Consider the following 16,892-nt stretch of genomic DNA (forward strand, 5'->3'; position numbering starts at 1 on the left):
GACTCTAAACAAACAATATTACCAATTTGCTAATTTTTTAATATGAAACATATAAGAATTTTAATGTAACCTATTCTTAACACAACTATAATACAGATTTATCAAAAACCAATGGTAATAAATTAGCTAGCGAATTTGACTTAACAATCTTACCTTTTTCTCCCATGAAATAGATTTCGATAGGCAAATCTTGTTTTATCTCGTACTCTGCTATTGCTTGCCTACAAGCTCCACAGGGCGGAATTGGCTTATCTGTAACTTTTTTTGTAGAGCCAGCTACAATAGCCATTTTGAGTATTTTTATGTTTGGGAATTGAGAACCTGCATAATAAATAGCTGTTCTTTCTGCACACAAACCAGATGGGTACGATGCATTTTCTTGGTTACTTCCTGTAATTATTTCTCCGTTTTCTAGCAGTATTGCAGCGCCTACTTGAAATTTTGAATATGGTGCATAAGCCTTTTTACGGGCTTCTTTAGCTTCTTGTAGTAATGAAAAAACATCTTTGGGAAGTGTTTCTAGGTTTTGATAAACAAAAAAATTAGATTCTATTTTTATTTCTTTCATCTGTTTTTTTTTATTGTTTCTGTAAAGTCAGATGTAATTACCATTAAACATTGAGGTGAATAATAAAAACTTTAGTTGATGTGGCATATTTCATTCTTATAAAATTAAGAAACATTTTTAGACAAAAAAACTATTGCCATAGACAATAGTTTTTGATATGTGTTAGATATTTTTATGATTTATTAATATTCTTGGTATTCTCCTTCACCTATATTAAATGTTAAAGAAAAACGAAGTGTGTTTTCTAATGGGCTTTGTATTTTTGATGCTGAAAACAAGTATGATAAATCTATATTTACAACATTTGCTTTAAAACCAGCTCCTAATGCCAAAAATTTTCTAGCACCTTTATCTTCACTTTCATTAAAATAACCTGCTCTAAATGCAAAAGAGTCTTGATATAAATATTCTGCTCCTAATGCCCAAGTAAACTCTTTTAACTCTTCACTAAAACCATCGGGGGCATCTCCAAACGATTGAAACATTCCTGAAAGAAAGCTAACGTCTGGATCTTTACCTTCTACTATAATAGTTGGTTCATCGGTGTCTTGGGTTTCATCGCCATCTGTATCAACATAACCATAAACAGGTGGTGTTGGCACTAATAATTTAGCTACTTCAGCAGTTACTGAAACTTTATTGTAATTATCAAAAATAAAGTCGAAACCACCTCCTAAACGTAAATTAGTTGGCTGGAAATTTTCTTGTCCGCCATCATCATATTTAAATTTAGGCCCAATATTTTGTATAGCGAAGCCTGCTCTCCAACGTCCATTAAAATCTGCATAGGCTTCTTCTTCACTTTGATAGTATCCTGAAATATCTACTCCAAAGGTATTAGCTGCCGATGAATCTCCATCTACACCATCTAGTCTTAAATCAGATCTTAAATAGCGCATTGCTACAGACATAGCAAATTGATCTGTTAGCCTTAGAGCGTAAGATGCATCTAGGGTAAACTCATTAGGTCTTTGAATTAGAGCTTCTGAAAACTCATCGGCTACAAATTCAATATCTCCTAAAGAGAAATATTTTAAACTTACCGCAAAGGCACTACGTTCATCTAAACGATTGAAATAAGTTACATTTCCTAAAAAGATATCATTTACCAATTTACTTAAGTATGGTGTATAACTTACTCCAAAGCCTGATTTGGTTTCTGAAAAAGCATATTTAGACGAATTCCATTGTTGAGAAAACGCATCAACAGAAGTAGCTACTCCCATATCTCCCATAGCTGCAGCTCTAGCATCTGGCGCAATTAAGAGAAATGGAACTCCTGTAGTAATAACTCGTTTATCTTGATTTTCAAAGATTATCGTTTCTTGTGCATTTAGTTTAACTATAAAAGCGAAGGCAATTAATAGCAATAGTTGATTCTTCATGAAATAGTTTTTATTTAACAAATATAATTTTTTATTAGAGTATAACAAGTTTCTCTATTTTTTCTACTTTTTTGTTTAAAAGGCTTGAGTGTACTGTTAATTTATAAATATATACACCTTTACCTATTTTATCACCAAAATCATCTCTACCATCCCAAACAATATCTCTAGAAAGGGAACTTGTAGTGATGGTTCCACCGGCTGTTTGTCCATTTAAAGTTCTAACCAATTTACCAGACACGGTGAATATCTGTATAGAAACGTCTAAAGACTCTGAACTATTGTGATTGAACCAAAATTCTGTGTAATTTACAAATGGATTGGGGTAATTTAGTACATTATTAATGACTAATTCCTGATCTTGATCATATACTACAAACTGAATTTCAGCTTCTGAGGAATTGTTATAAACATCCCAAGCTTTAAGGGTTAAGGTATGAAGCCCTGGTTCTAAATCGCTAAACGGAAAACTTACAACTCCTTTTTGATAATCATCAACTTCTGTTTGATAGTAATCATTTAACACATATGGGTTTGTTTCATCACCATCAATAATTGCTATAATATCATGCCCTATACCACTGGCAGTATTTATTCCATTTTCATCTTCTAATTTTGCTAGTAAAGTTGGAGATTCATTTGTAATGCCTCCAGAAACAAAACTCTCATCGTTCATGTAAAGAGAAATTACTGGTCCTGTATTATCTTCAGGCGCATTTTCATTAATACCTCCAATCCTTATAATATCTACACTGGCTCCTGTTTGATCTTCTAAAAGCTCATCATTTTCAGCATAAAAACTAACCTTACCAAAGCCAACGGGTATACCAACATCTTTAGGAGCAATGAAATCAAACTCGAAAATTCCATTTGTTATAGACGCCTGTCCTCTAAAGATAATTTCTCCTAATGTTGTAAAATCTAAGGTTACTAACTCACCGTTTAATTGTGTACCATCATTAGCTAGTGTTTGTCTATCTATAGATTTATCATAAATAGTTGTTGAAAGCACCCCATTATAATCTGTTAACACATTACCTGAAACATCTGTAACTTCGCCTGTTAATTTAACATGGCTTAAAGCTTTTATAGTATCTGTTGATTGCCCAATTGGCACATCATTTAATGTGGTTAACCTAATATTTGGTTTTGGAAATGCCAATTTCATAGCAGGGTCTCCTATAAAAAATATAAGACGCCTTTGAGAGTTACTTGAAATTGAAGAATTTCCTTTTGCTAATCTTAAAGCTTCTGCCATAGAAGGATAATCATAATCTGTATAGTTATCATCATCACTATAAGAAAACAAATACTGCCCAAGTATACTATTAAAGGTTATGGCAAAATTAACATAAATTTGACGCGTTGTTGTTATTAGTCCAATGGCTCCTGCCTCTTCATTCCAATAAATATATTCTCCAGCTGTTTCTTTATATGGATTATCAAATTTTGTAAATTCACATGTTACGGTTACAAAACAACTTAGCTTATAATAATTACGAAGCCCTTCTATATCTGTTTTTAAAAAAATGCGTTCTTGTGCTAAACCATCTTCACCTCCATGACCAAAATAATTAACCACTAAAGCACCTTTATCAATTGAGTTTACTAACTCTGTGGTAACTTCTGAATATCTATCACCTCCTGCCGAAGATTCTTGTTGATAAGCATCACTATGTATCTTTACAACATTAATAAAAGGTTTCTCTTCTGACACTAAGTTACCTATTTCATCTGTGGTTTCTTGTAAGATGCCTTCCCAGTCTTCATCAACATCATCTGAAACCACAACAAATTTGTTGCGCCAACTTCCAAAAGCTTCTTTTTTGTAATAAGACTCTATTTTATCAACTAATTCAGTAGCTCGCTGTGGTGTATCGGCTATAATTCTACCCACAGCAATATCTAATCTATCAGTAGTTGCCATTGTACCTTCGTTATCATCCATCATGCCATAAAAATCATCTGAAACAAAAGAACTTGTTAAATTAAAACTATTATAAGAATGCCATGACGGTACTATATTGGTGTTATTTGAAATTCTATCTTTATAATCATAAGACGTATCACCAAACAAACACAAATATTTTATTCTGTTTTCTGTTGTGCTAGCATTGTCATAAATATATTTTACTAAGTTTCTAATAGCACCTATATCTTGATTACCAGTACTAAATTCATTATAAATTTGACTTAGCGAAACCACTTTAACATTTAAGCTGTATTGATTTCTATTAATTTCTGCCAAACGTTCTGCTTGATTTAACATATTATCTGGCGAAACAATTAAATAATCAACATCTTGAAAGCTCCCAGAACTATTTTGAAAAATAGTGCCTTTAATGTTTTGATTAGCCACCGTTGTTTGAGAATCTAACTTAGGTTCAAAATAATCCTGTGCAGTTACAACTACATATGTTTTTAAACTTCCTAAAGTAGCGGTAAACGTTATATTATCATTAGCGTTTTCATTTATAAAACTTGAAACATTATAAATGTCTGTAACATCCCAAATTTCAGACACATCAGAAGCGTTAGTAATATTGTATTCCCCTATACCAGATGCTAATGCAACATTATTGTTTTTAAATTGAAATTGATTGCCGTTAAATTTCAAAGCGCGTTCTGCTTCAATTGAAATATAATCTAAGTATGCCAAAGCACTTGGATTTCCTTGATTGTTATAGTTTAACCCTACTTGAATGTTTGAAGAATTAACATTTACGTCTCCAGAATAAATTGCCTCATTGGCTAAAGTTGGAGACGAAGCTGCACCAATACTCAAAGTAGTAATATTGGCTCCGTTAACACTTAAATCCATAGACGTTGTAGTAGATGACACCGCTGCCACATATACTTTTAACGTAATCGGCTCTGTGGTTACCAAATCTGGAAAACTAAAGTCAAAAGTTTTATTGCTATCAACATCAAACCTATCTCCAAACCAGCGCCTTCCTAAAGATGCTATGTTATATTCATCAATTTCATGAAATTGATAATCATGAAAAGTGTTAATTATTAAATCTGGGGTTTCTGTTGGTTGATAAAATGGCTGAATACGCTTACCATAACCAGAACCAACATTTATAAAATAGTACGTTTTATCTGTATAACAATTAATATTTGTGTTACTTTCTGCATTATACCCTTTTGGTCCTTGCGCATAAAACAAGATGTAATCTTCATCATCAAAAACCCCGTCTGCTTCACCAACAAATTTTATAGCATTTTCAGTTATATCAAAAGAATATACTTCTGAATTTAAAAACGGAATCATATTACCACCATTACCATATAATTTAATGGTTCTAGGATCTACACTATTAACACTTACTCCTAAACGCTGTAAAAAGTTTTTAGACAACTTGAATACGCCTGTAGTATCAACATAAAAACGGTACCATTGACCACTACTTAAAGCCGAATTTGATATTGCATTTGAATTTAATAATTTTCTATTTTGCAATGTTTTTGCATTGTTAGAATTATTGTAACTTATTTGAAATGAAGTAACTTTTTTAAACGATCCATTGGTATCTTTTATAATAGGCGTTATTTGAAAAAAAGCATATTGATTATCTCTACCAAAAGAATTTTTTAAACTGTATTCTAATGTGTTAGGTATTTTAGATATATCTAAATCGTATAATTCATTTTTTGAGATGTACGCATACCTAACATTACTTATATTTATAGAAGTTTCATTAACTGCACCATTAATTTGCCATTGGTCTGTAAATAATAAACCATCATCAAAATTAAACGTTATATTTTCTTTATTAAATGATGGAATTTTAAAACTAAAATCACCTCCAGAGATTGTTTGAGTTCCCTCCCAAACTATGGTATAAGTTTTCTGTTGAGAACTCCCTAAAACAGAAATAAGTAAAAAAAACAGTAAAATTTTCTCTTTCATTGCTAAAATAACGCCATTAAAAGTGTGTTATTATTCAAATAAACTACAATTTTAATTTTTGAAACAAAAATACAATAATAAATTCGTTAAATGTACGTTATTACAACACTAATTAAACATAAAACACAGTAAAATCATCGACAAAAAGCATCAAAAACAGGTTGAAATACACTTTTTTTTGGTTAAAATGCAAAAAACAGCTTGCTTTATTCGGTTTAATTCTTATATTGCAGCACCAAAATATTATTAGCTTACTTAAACCTATGGATATGAAAAAAGTAGTAGCATTCAAGATTCTATTAGTTTTAGCCCTCACAGTGGTTACAACTGGTTGTAAAAAATCTTCGAGTTCAAAGAATACCTCAAGAGCTACAGGATGGCAAATAAACTCTAGAGAAGGTGGATTTCAGTACAATACAGATTTTAAAGAGCAAGAAACTGCTCCTGGTTTAGTATTTATTGAAGGTGGCACCTTTACTAAAGGTCGTGTTCAAGATGATGTTATGCACGATTGGAATAATAGCCCTACACAACAACACGTTCAATCTTTTTACATGGACGAAACAGAGGTTACCAATGCTATGTACATGGAATACCTAGATTGGATTAAAAGAGTTTATCCTCCATCTGATGAAAACTTTAGAGCCATTTATCACGGTGCTTTACCAGACACTTTAGTTTGGAGAAACCGTTTAGGTTTTAACGAAGTAATGACAGAAAATTACTTACGCCATCCAGCTTATGGCGAATACCCTGTTGTAGGTGTTAGTTGGATTCAAGCAGTAGAGTTTGCTAATTGGAGATCTGATCGTGTAAACGAATACTATTTAGAAAAAGCTGGCTATTTAAAACGCGATGCTAAAATCACAGATGTAGATGCAGAATCTACCTTCAATACAGATACTTACATTAACGCTCCAACATTAACTTACGGCGGTAATGAAGAAATTATAAATGGAGATGGAAGAGCCAGAAGAAATGTACGTGTAGATGCTGATGGAAACGAAACTGGTATTTATGCTACTCGAGAAACTGGTATTATATCGCCAAAATACAGACTCCCTACTGAAACAGAATGGGAATACGCCGCTTTAGGATTAAGTGAAATTAGAAGCTACAATTTGTACAGAGGGCGTAAAAAATACCCTTGGGACGGTCAATATACCCGTAACGGAAGTAGAAAATACCGTGGAGACCAATTAGCTAACTTTAAGCAAGGAAAAGGTGATTACGGTGGAATTGCAGGTTGGTCTGATGATGGCGCTGATATTACTAACGCTGTAAAATCTTACGAACCTAACGATTTTGGATTATATGACATGGCAGGTAATGTTGCAGAATGGGTTGCTGATGTTTACAGACCTATTATTGATGATGATTTTAACGACTTTAACTACTACCGTGGTAATGTATATACAAAAAATGCTATTAATGAAGATGGCTCAGTAAAAATTGTTACAGTAGATGATATTAAATATGATACACTATCAAACGGTAAAGTTGTTGCTAGAAATCTTCCTGGTGAAATAGTACAAGTTCCGGTTGATGAAAACGAAACTTATTTACGTACCAACTTTGATAGAAGTAATGAAATAAACTTTAGAGACGGAGATAAACGCTCTTCTCGTTACTTTGAAAGTTTTAATGATGAAGGTGAGGATGGCGAAAACGTAGATTCTGAAACCAGAAAAATGTACAACTCGCCTAAACACACTATTACCAGAGATGAAAACGGCAACATTATTAGAGAGTATGACAAGAATAATAACAGAACATCTTTAATAAACGATCAAGTAAGAGTTTACAAAGGTGGTTCTTGGAAAGACAGAGAATACTGGTTAGACCCAGCACAAAGACGCTACTTCCCACAAGATATGGCAACAGACTATATTGGGTTTAGATGTGCTATGTCTCGTGTAGGCTCTAAAAGTAAAGCTAAAACCAAAACTAAGAATTAATCATTCTTTTTAAGATAAATTAAAAAGTCCTAGCTACTAGTTAGGACTTTTTTTATACTTTTAATTCAAAATTTATATCTACAATCATTTGAATACTGAAGAACTTCATAAGCTATTTTTAAAGTGTAATAAAGTAAGTACAGACACTAGAAAAATTGAAACAAACGATATATTCTTCGCTCTAAAAGGCGAAAATTTTAATGGTAACATATACGCAAAACAAGCTCTTGAAAAAGGTGCTAAATATGCAATTGTTGATGAAAAAGAGTTTGTTAATACCCCTAATATTTTTCTAGTAGATAATGTTTTAGGAGCATTACAAAAACTTGCGTCATTTCATAGAGATTATTTAAACATTCCTATTATTGCCTTAACGGGTAGCAATGGAAAAACTACAACTAAAGAATTAATAAACACAGTTTTATCTAAAAAATACAACACTACTGCCACCATTGGAAACTTAAACAACCACATTGGCGTACCATTAACGCTGCTTTCAATGAATAACCTTACTGAAATTGGTATTGTTGAAATGGGCGCTAACCATTTAAAAGAAATTGAGTTTTTATGCGCTATAGCAAAACCTGATTATGGATACATCACAAATTTTGGAAAAGCACATTTAGAAGGCTTTGGTGGTATTAAAGGTGTTATAAAAGGCAAAAGCGAAATGTATAATTATTTAATTCTTAACAATAAAACTGTTTTCGTTAATACCAATGATGTCATTCAACTTGAAAAAACAATTAACGCAAAAACCTATAGTTTTGGAAATAAATCATCTAATGTAGTAATATCATTAATTGATGCTCTACCTTATGTAAAAGTGCACTACAATAATTTAGCTATTGAAAGCCATTTAATTGGCGAATATAATTTCAATAATATTGCGGCAGCTATTGCTATTGGCAATTATTTTAAAGTTGATGATACAGCTATTAAAGGTGCTATTGAAAATTACATACCTTCTAACAATCGTTCACAAATAATAAACAAAGGAAACATCAAAATAATACTAGATGCATACAATGCCAACCCTAGTAGTATGAAAGCTGCTTTATTAAATTTTGAGAAGCAATCTGGTAATAAAACTGCTATTTTAGGAGATATGTTTGAATTGGGAAACGAAGCGAAAATTGAACATCAAAACATAGTTGATTTAGCTATATCTCTAAACTTAAATAAATTAATATTTGTTGGAGAAAACTTCTATAAAACCAATGTTAATTTAACTAAAGCTTCAAAATTTAAATCGTTTAATTCTTTTAAAACTAATTTTGATATTTCTAAACTTAATAAAACAATAATTTTAATTAAAGGTTCTAGAGGAATGGCTTTAGAAAGAATTCTTGATTTATTATAAAAAAAGAAAGTGCTGTTTTTAATTTAAAAATTATAACAACACTTCTTTTATGTTCTCCCTAAGAACTAATTAATAGCATGGTAAATGTCTTAAAATAATTCAGATACTACAATACTCAATTTGAGTATTCACGACCAACATTAACATATTTTCGGTATACAGATCAAATTACTCGACAAAAGTTATATTACGGTTCTATTAATTTTCATTAAAGCAATAAGTTCTCCTGTAGAGGTAAGTTTTAACTTTTTTAAGATATTGCGCCTATGTGTATCTACCGTATGAGAACTAATATTTAACTTACTACCAATTTCTTTACTAGAATTATTCAGTAATAAAAGCCTAATAATATCGCGTTCTCTATTGCTTATACCATCTGTTAAAAGTTTTTGTGAAAAATTATTAAAGTACTTAGTTTCATACTCATTATTGCTGTTTAATAATTTTGCTGTTGCCGTAATATCTAACTCAATTCTCGGATCTAAAACCGTATAATGAGCTAAACCTATTATGGGTTTTAAGTTAGCATCTAACTCTATGGGTGTTGTATTTTGTATAACATTAACATACACCCCATGAGCATTTTTAAATCTAAAATTCCAGGTATAGCTCATTTGTTTTCTGTTCTCAACAGAAATGGTATCTAAAGTAAATTCCATTAAATCATTAAGGGCCTTTAACCAGGGCTTAATATCATCTGGATGAATTCTTGTCCAAAAATATTCCATCCCGCCATTATGCATTTCTTCTCGTTTAATACCTAAACAAGAGGTCATATTTTTACTAATATATTCAAAACACAAATCCTGTGTATTAGTAACACAAAAGAAAGTAGAATTGTACGGTAAAAAAGCATCTAATTCTATAATCTTTTTTATATGCTCTTCTAAATATGGGTAATCATAAGACCTAAAAACTTCTTTATAAACATCCTTTATCTCTTTAATATCCATAACATACATAAGTTAAGTAACACATTGCAAAGTTTTAATAATAAAGCACTTATGTTATATTAGTTAAGCCTTTTTTATTTCAAAATAACACGAAAATATTTTGTTTAAATAATGCCTAAAAATTATAACACTCATTCAATAAAATGTTAAAAAAAACTTAAATCCCTAAAATAATAGCACTTTACATTTTACAATGTAATATAATTTAAAAAATATTAATTATTGATTTTCAGGTTTTTTCATAAAAAAACAAACCTTTCATTAAACCCATAAAATATTTATGTTTTTTTTAAGATTTCAATATTGCTTTTTTAAATAATTTGGTCGGGCATTTTTAAGACGCAATCTTTTGTTTTTCTTAAAAATGGATAAAAGATTGTACAATTTTAAAATGTAATGCTAATTAGTTTTTTTAATTTTAATCAATCTAAATTATGTTTACATGTACAAAACGCCTGTATTATTTTATTAGTTTTTTATTCTTAACCTCATTATTTTCTTTTCAGATTAATGCTCAAAGTGTATCATTGTACACTCCAATAACCAAAGTAACCGTTCCACCTGGACAAGAAATAAACTACAATATTGATGTTATTAACAATAGTAGCTCTATAAAAACGTCAAATATTAAAATATTAGGATTGCCTAAAGAATGGAACTATCAACTAAAATCTGGTAATTGGAACGTAGAACAAATTTCTACATTACCTAAAAACAAAGAAAAAATAACATTAAAACTAAATGTACCGTTAAAAGTAGATAAAGGTGTATATAAATTTAGAGTTGTAGCAGAAGGGTATAGCTCTCTTCCTTTAACCGTTACGGTTTCTAAACAAGGAGTTTACCAAGCTGAATTTACTTCTAAACAACCCAATATTGAAGGTGCTTCTAATACAACTTTTACATACAATGCTACTTTAAAAAATAGCACTGCTATAGAACAAGTATATGCCCTTAAAGCAACTTTACCTTCTGCTGGGTGGCAAGCCACTTTTAGAGCTAATGGTAAACAAGTTTCTTCTGTAAGTGTTAAAGCTAACCAAACTCAAAGTATTACTATTGAAATAAAGCCTTCAAAATATATTAAAGCTGGCTCTTATAAAATACCTATTTCTGCACGAGCTGGTAATATTTTCACCCAATTAGAACTGGAAACCGTAATAACAGGTACTTATGATGTTGCTTTATCTACCCCAACTAACCTATTAAGTACAGAAGCCACTGCTGGTGATAGTAAAAAAATTAAACTTTTAGTTACAAACATTGGTTCTGCCACTATAAATGACATTGAGTTAAAAGCTAGAACACCTTCAAAATGGACTGTAGATTTTGAGCCTAAAGAAATAGATCAAATTGAAGCAGGAAAATCAAAAGAAATAGATGCTACAATTAACGTTAATAATGACGCCTTATCTGGTGATTATGAAATTAATTTTGACGTAAAAGCTTCTGAAACTTCAACTCAACAAAAGTTTCGTATTACTGTTCACACATCTATTCTTTCTGGTTGGCTAGGTATTTTAATTATTTTAATTGCCTTAGGTGGTGTTTACTATTTAATAAAAAAATACGGAAGACGATAAAATTATGGAATCCATTATAAAACTGGAAAACCTCACCAAAAAGTATGGATCCTTTAAAGCTGTTAACCAATTAAGTCTTGAAATTTATAAAGGAGAAGTTTTTGGTCTTTTAGGACCCAATGGTGCAGGAAAATCAACCACTATTTTAATGATGTTGGGCTTAACAGAACCTAGTTCTGGAACTGCTTGGGTATGCGGACATGATGCTACCTCAAACCCCATTGAAGTAAAAAAAAACGTAGGCTATTTACCCGACAACTTGGGGTTTTATAACAATAGAACTGGTCTAGAAAATTTACTTTACGTTGCTCGTTTAAATGGTATTGCTACTCAAGAAGCAACTAAAAAAGCCAAACAGTTACTTGAACGTGTAGGGTTAGGGGATAGTATAAACAAAAATGTAGGCACCTATTCTAGAGGAATGAAACAACGGTTAGGTTTAGCCGATGTACTCATTAAAAATCCTGAGGTTATAATTTTAGATGAACCCACATTAGGTATAGACCCAAAAGGCATACACGATTTTTTACATTTAATTCGTCAATTAAGTAAAGAAGATGGTCTTACTGTATTACTTTCTTCACACCACTTACATCAAGTACAACAAGTATGTGATAGAGTAGGCCTTTTTGTTGGAGGCAATTTAATAGCTAAAGGAAATATTCCTTCTTTATCTAAAACGCTTTTTAATGAAGAACCTTATGCTATAGAAATTAAGTTGCAAGAAAACCATAAAGATAATTTATCAACTTTAGAGCAACTACTACATAAATCAAATGTTATTCAAAAGGTTTCTATTCAGCAAGAAAATATTATTGTTAATTGTACTGAAGATGCAACTACCAACGTAATAAAAACACTTGTAAATGCCAATTTTAATATAAAACACTTACATGTAAAAGAATACGGTTTAGATGATATATACCAACGTTATTTTGAATAAAAATGAAAATTATAAATAAGCTAAACAACCCATTATTGAATATTGTTAGGGAATTTAAATCCATTTTAAACAAAACATCAACACAAAAACAATCTCACCCTTTTTGGGTTATGGTACAAAAAGAAACAGCAGACCATGTACGTAGTTGGAGGTTTATAATATTACTTATACTTATTGCTTTTACATGTTTTGGCACTCTATATAATTCTATGAGCCATTTAAATGAAGCTTTAAGTAATAGCAAAGACCCTAATAATATGTTTGCTTTTTTAAAGTTACTTACTGCAACCGATGGAAGTAGTTTACCATCATATTATGTGTTTATTGGGTTTTTAGGTCCGCTATTGGGTATTAGTTTGGGGTTTGATGCTATTAATTCTGAACATAACAATGGATCATTAGTAAGAGTTATATCTCAACCCATCCATAGAGATTATATTATTAACTCAAAGTTTACCTCTGCTTTAATAATCATTTCAACACTATTTTTTACTTTAAGCTTTTTATTTGTTGGTTTTGGTATTTTAGTATCAGGATTAACACCTAGTTTTAGTGAATTTTTAAGAATTATTGCTTTTACCTTACTAAGCATTTTATATGTAGCATTTTGGTTAAATTTATCTATTCTTTTCTCTATAAAATTTAGACAAGCAGCTACATCTGCCTTAACCTCAATTGCTGTTTGGCTATTTTTTACCATTTTCTATCAAATCCTGATAAACATCGTAGCAAAGGCTTTTATACCTTCTAAAGGAGCAAACATGGCTCAAATTTTTAATTATAAAAAGTTTTTTATGGGGATAATGAATATTTCTCCTAATCAATTATTTACAGATGCTTCTACAACTTTATTAATACCTTCTATTAGAAGTTTAGGGCCTTTATCATTTAGTCAAACACAAAGAGCCATCCCTTCTGCATTATCTTTAAGAGATAGTTTAATTATTGTATGGCCACAATTAACAGGACTTATTGCTGCTACAGTACTTTGTTTTGCACTATCATATTATCTTTTTATGAAACGAGAAATTAGGGCTTGATAAATATTTACACTAGAGCTAAAAACAAAGGGGATAAAAAAATAAAAAATCCTAAAGTAAAAACTTTAGGATTTTTTTGTGGGCGCGAAGGAGATTCGAACCTATTTCTTTAGCTCCCATATTTACTGGGTTTTTCCTTGCTTATATCTTTATTACTAACCGAATTACAGACCGATTTATAGTGTCTGGAATCATAGATTACAAAGGTAATCATTTAGCGCTAAATGATATCAAATACTTTGAGAGGATGTATTTTTTTTTCTCTTTCCTAATTTAGATTCTTAATTCAAGTTCTCTTAATTAAATAATTTACGTACATGATTTATTGGTCTAAAAATTATTTGTTATTATTAATAGCTTCTCTCCTTTGTGTTTGATAATTTTCTCATTTTTCATGATAACGTTAAAACCACAGTTATAGTTACATACACTCCATATGACAAAATCTAGTTTTCAATCAAAAAAACTATCAATATGTAAGAATAATCACTATATTTAACCAAATAAATACAATGTAGATAAACACAATTGTGTTTATCCAACCGTTGTGGTGCAATAGTTCATTTCGCAAGGACAATTTTTTCGGATTGTTACGAGAAGGTTAAGGAGTTTTCTTCTGATTAACTAAAGGGCGGACAAAGACTTTGTTAAAAAAGCCATATCCAGGTACTTTTCGATGGTATCGTGGAGAGGTTAGACTCTCCAAACGCTATCTCGTTATAAAGTACCTGACTAAGTTCGCAAAAAATTTTAACAAAGTCAAATTTGAAGCGGCATTATGTCTTGTTAATCAGAAGATAACGCTCATTTAGTTCCCATCACCGACGGATTATACACGGCAGTGTATATTCCATAGGTTCGGGTTAGATCCGAAAAAGTTGGGGATAAATTGCTACCGAAACTGAACTACTGTTCCTTTATTTTTTTACTTTTATAAAAACTAAATTAAAAATATAAAGCACACAACATGCTGTATAATTAATGGCCGCATAAAGCCAACGCTTAAACCAAGCCACTAACCATACAGCTGTACGTTGTGTACAATGTACTCACTCCTACTAAAAAGTAAAAATATCTCTGTTTTAAATCGTTTAAAATCTGTTTAAAAAGTGCTAAAAAAAACTCTAAAAAAAACCTCTCTCAACGGATTTACTCACTCAAACGACTTCGGAACATAGCAAGACGCAACTGTTGCGGTGGACTGACCTTCTGGACGAAATCGAAACGCTAAAATTCGGACTATTGCAAAACGCAAACATGACGGTGGATTAATCTAGCTTTTGGATAAAGTATTCCTTCAAAAAAAAAACAACTCTAAAAACAAAATAGAAAACACTGTACACAACAATACCTATAATTCATTGCTGCGGATTTTTCCTGCGGAAAAATCCGGCATTTTTGCTATCTTCGTGATACGGCGGAAAGAATCCTGCGGATTTTTCCGCAACGAAATCATAGCCGAGAACGTTGTGGTGCAATAGTTCATTTCGCAAGGACAATTTTTTCGGATTGTTACGAGAAGGTTAAGGAGTTTTCTTCTGATTAACTAAAGGGCGGACAAAGACTTTGTTAAAAAAGCCATATCCAGGTACTTTTCGATGGTATCGTGGAGAGGTTAGACTCTCCAAACGCTATCTCGTTATAAAGTACCTGACTAAGTTCGCAAAAAATTTTAACAAAGTCAAATTTGAAGCGGCATTATGTCTTGTTAATCAGAAGATAACGCTCATTTAGTTCCCATCACCGACGGATTATACACGGCAGTGTATATTCCATAGGTTCGGGTTAGATCCGAAAAAGTTGGGGATAAATTGCTACCGAAACTGAACTACTGTTCCTTTATTTTTTTACTTTTATAAAAACTAAATTAAAAATATAAAGCACACAACATGCTGTATAATTAATGGCCGCATAAAGCCAACGCTTAAACCAAGCCACTAACCATACAGCTGTACGTTGGCAATAATTATGAGAAACATACTTCTGATATTAATAATTTCATTCTTTTTTCAAAGTTGCAAAAAGGATATTAACGAACAATCTATTAGTATTGTTGAGAGTTTTCAAAAAGGAGATGTAGAAAAAATCAAAAAGGAATTTTATTCTGACGAGTATTTTAATGACTTACAAAATGCCGAACAAATAATTAAAAAATATAAAACATTAATTGGAGACCTTGAAATTGACAAGAAAGAAAATATTATTTTAGAAACTCGAAAAGGAACAATATCTAATGGTTTTTTTCCAAAAGATTCAGTTTTAATAACATCTGCTTATGTTCCTGTGGCTGTAGAGATGCCTTCACCTGTTCCAAGTTATTTTGTTCAGTTACATTTCGTTAATAAAAATGATTCATACAAATTAGTCGCATTTGATTTAAAAAACACAGAAGTCCCAAAAAATGCGAATGAACTTAATATTGAGAACAAAATTAATATTGACAAAAGAAGAATAATTGATTATTCATTTATGTATGAAGGTGGTTATAAAAGTCCACTTATTTTTAAACGTAAAACAGGATTAGTAAATGAATTAAAGGCGAATAAGGATAGGTTTGATTTACTACTTGAATTAATAAATAATTCAAAAATTGTTAAAGCGCAAAAAGAAACGGACACGAGACGATTTAATGGAGACCCAGAACTCGGAATCATTAATCTTGAAATGAATAACAATCATACCTGGACTTTATTCACGCTGATTTCAGAAGAGAATAATAAGAAAGAGAATTTTAATGGAACCATAGAATTAAGGTATTATCAATACTTAAATTTAGCAGTAACTTATTGGATAGAATCAGAAAACAATGAATTGTTAAAACAAACAATGTTCGAATTATGCAATTCTGGAGAAAATATCAGAACTGAACCGAAAGAATCAATAAAACTTGAAATTAGCCACGAAGAAAAATAACTATTGCCAACACCGTATATAAAAAATTGCTATTTTTAGCTAAATCAAAAGGTCGTTGCACGTTTGCTACGTCTGATTTTCCTTCGGAAAATCTTCGCACGCAAACACGCAACTTTCCATATACAAAACCGTTACCACACATTTACACCCGTCCTGAAATATGTATACACTAAAACAAATGTTTATGTATAAAAATGACGGATATGTAAGACGCTATAGCGAAAGCTTTAAACTCAAAGTTCTTGATGAACTTGCTAAGGGAAACCACTC

At 31.1% G+C, this 16,892-nt stretch carries 10 protein-coding genes; 6 read left to right on the forward strand and 4 right to left on the reverse strand.

The annotated features are described in order from the left end of the window. Positions 1-85: 85 nt before the first annotated feature. From cdd to porU, 3 genes are all read right to left on the reverse strand, one after another. Positions 86-568 (reverse strand): cytidine deaminase, encoded by a 483-nt coding sequence (gene cdd, locus J1D01_RS15475; RefSeq protein ID WP_372937026.1) that lies wholly within the window; start codon positions 566-568, stop codon positions 86-88. 182 nt (positions 569-750) lie between these two features. Further along, the gene (gene porV, locus J1D01_RS15480; RefSeq protein ID WP_421151476.1) at positions 751-1,953 is read right to left on the reverse strand and encodes a type IX secretion system outer membrane channel protein PorV; all 1,203 of its coding nucleotides are present in this window, start codon (positions 1,951-1,953) and stop codon (positions 751-753) included. 34 nt (positions 1,954-1,987) lie between these two features. After that, complete coding sequence (gene porU, locus J1D01_RS15485) at positions 1,988-5,869, reverse strand: type IX secretion system sortase PorU (RefSeq protein ID WP_421151477.1); 3,882 nt, start codon at positions 5,867-5,869, stop codon at positions 1,988-1,990. Between the two features lie 263 nt (positions 5,870-6,132). Between porU and gldJ the strand changes: the two genes are divergently transcribed. After that, positions 6,133-7,827 carry a gliding motility lipoprotein GldJ gene (gldJ, locus tag J1D01_RS15490; protein ID WP_372937023.1) on the forward strand — a complete coding sequence of 565 codons (1,695 nt, stop codon included), beginning with the start codon at positions 6,133-6,135 and terminating at the stop codon, positions 7,825-7,827. Positions 7,828-7,915: 88 nt separating this feature from the next. After that, positions 7,916-9,190 carry a UDP-N-acetylmuramoyl-tripeptide--D-alanyl-D-alanine ligase gene (locus J1D01_RS15495; RefSeq protein ID WP_421151478.1) on the forward strand — a complete coding sequence of 425 codons (1,275 nt, stop codon included), beginning with the start codon at positions 7,916-7,918 and terminating at the stop codon, positions 9,188-9,190. 182 nt (positions 9,191-9,372) lie between these two features. On the opposite strand, the gene J1D01_RS15500 is transcribed toward J1D01_RS15495, so the two are convergent. Beyond that, positions 9,373-10,143, reverse strand: a complete 771-nt coding sequence (locus J1D01_RS15500; protein ID WP_372937021.1) for a LuxR C-terminal-related transcriptional regulator — start codon at positions 10,141-10,143, stop codon at positions 9,373-9,375. A 434-nt stretch (positions 10,144-10,577) separates the two neighbouring features. Between J1D01_RS15500 and J1D01_RS15505 the strand changes: the two genes are divergently transcribed. The 4 genes from J1D01_RS15505 to J1D01_RS15520 all read left to right on the forward strand — a co-directional run bounded on the left by J1D01_RS15505 (position 10,578) and on the right by J1D01_RS15520 (position 16,622). Beyond that, positions 10,578-11,726: an NEW3 domain-containing protein gene (locus tag J1D01_RS15505; RefSeq protein ID WP_421151479.1), complete on the forward strand. Its 1,149-nt coding sequence runs from the start codon at positions 10,578-10,580 to the stop codon at positions 11,724-11,726. Between the two features lie 4 nt (positions 11,727-11,730). After that, a complete protein-coding gene (locus tag J1D01_RS15510) occupies positions 11,731-12,669 on the forward strand; it encodes an ABC transporter ATP-binding protein (protein WP_421151480.1) in 939 nt (312 codons plus the stop codon). A gap of 2 nt (positions 12,670-12,671) precedes the next feature. Beyond that, on the forward strand, positions 12,672-13,709 hold the full coding sequence (locus J1D01_RS15515) for an ABC transporter permease (RefSeq protein WP_421151481.1): 1,038 nt from the start codon (positions 12,672-12,674) through the stop codon (positions 13,707-13,709). A gap of 1,968 nt (positions 13,710-15,677) precedes the next feature. Beyond that, positions 15,678-16,622, forward strand: a complete 945-nt coding sequence (locus tag J1D01_RS15520; RefSeq protein WP_421151482.1) for a hypothetical protein — start codon at positions 15,678-15,680, stop codon at positions 16,620-16,622. Positions 16,623-16,892 lie beyond the last annotated feature (270 nt).

It is taken from the genome of Seonamhaeicola sp. NFXS20 (assembly GCF_049132085.1).
Classification (GTDB): domain Bacteria; phylum Bacteroidota; class Bacteroidia; order Flavobacteriales; family Flavobacteriaceae; genus Seonamhaeicola.

Bases quoted from the DNA above. Each gene is read 5' to 3' on its own strand.
- J1D01_RS15510 (WP_421151480.1), top strand. From the start codon at position 11,731: ATGGAATCCATTATAAAACTGGAAAACCTCACCAAAAAGTATGGATCC.
- porU (WP_421151477.1), bottom strand. From the start codon at position 5,869: ATGAAAGAGAAAATTTTACTGTTTTTTTTACTTATTTCTGTTTTAGGG.
- J1D01_RS15505 (WP_421151479.1), top strand. From the start codon at position 10,578: ATGTTTACATGTACAAAACGCCTGTATTATTTTATTAGTTTTTTATTC.
- J1D01_RS15515 (WP_421151481.1), top strand. From the start codon at position 12,672: ATGAAAATTATAAATAAGCTAAACAACCCATTATTGAATATTGTTAGG.
- J1D01_RS15520 (WP_421151482.1), top strand. From the start codon at position 15,678: ATGAGAAACATACTTCTGATATTAATAATTTCATTCTTTTTTCAAAGT.
- J1D01_RS15500 (WP_372937021.1), bottom strand. From the start codon at position 10,143: ATGGATATTAAAGAGATAAAGGATGTTTATAAAGAAGTTTTTAGGTCT.
- cdd (WP_372937026.1), bottom strand. From the start codon at position 568: ATGAAAGAAATAAAAATAGAATCTAATTTTTTTGTTTATCAAAACCTA.
- gldJ (WP_372937023.1), top strand. From the start codon at position 6,133: ATGGATATGAAAAAAGTAGTAGCATTCAAGATTCTATTAGTTTTAGCC.
- porV (WP_421151476.1), bottom strand. From the start codon at position 1,953: ATGAAGAATCAACTATTGCTATTAATTGCCTTCGCTTTTATAGTTAAA.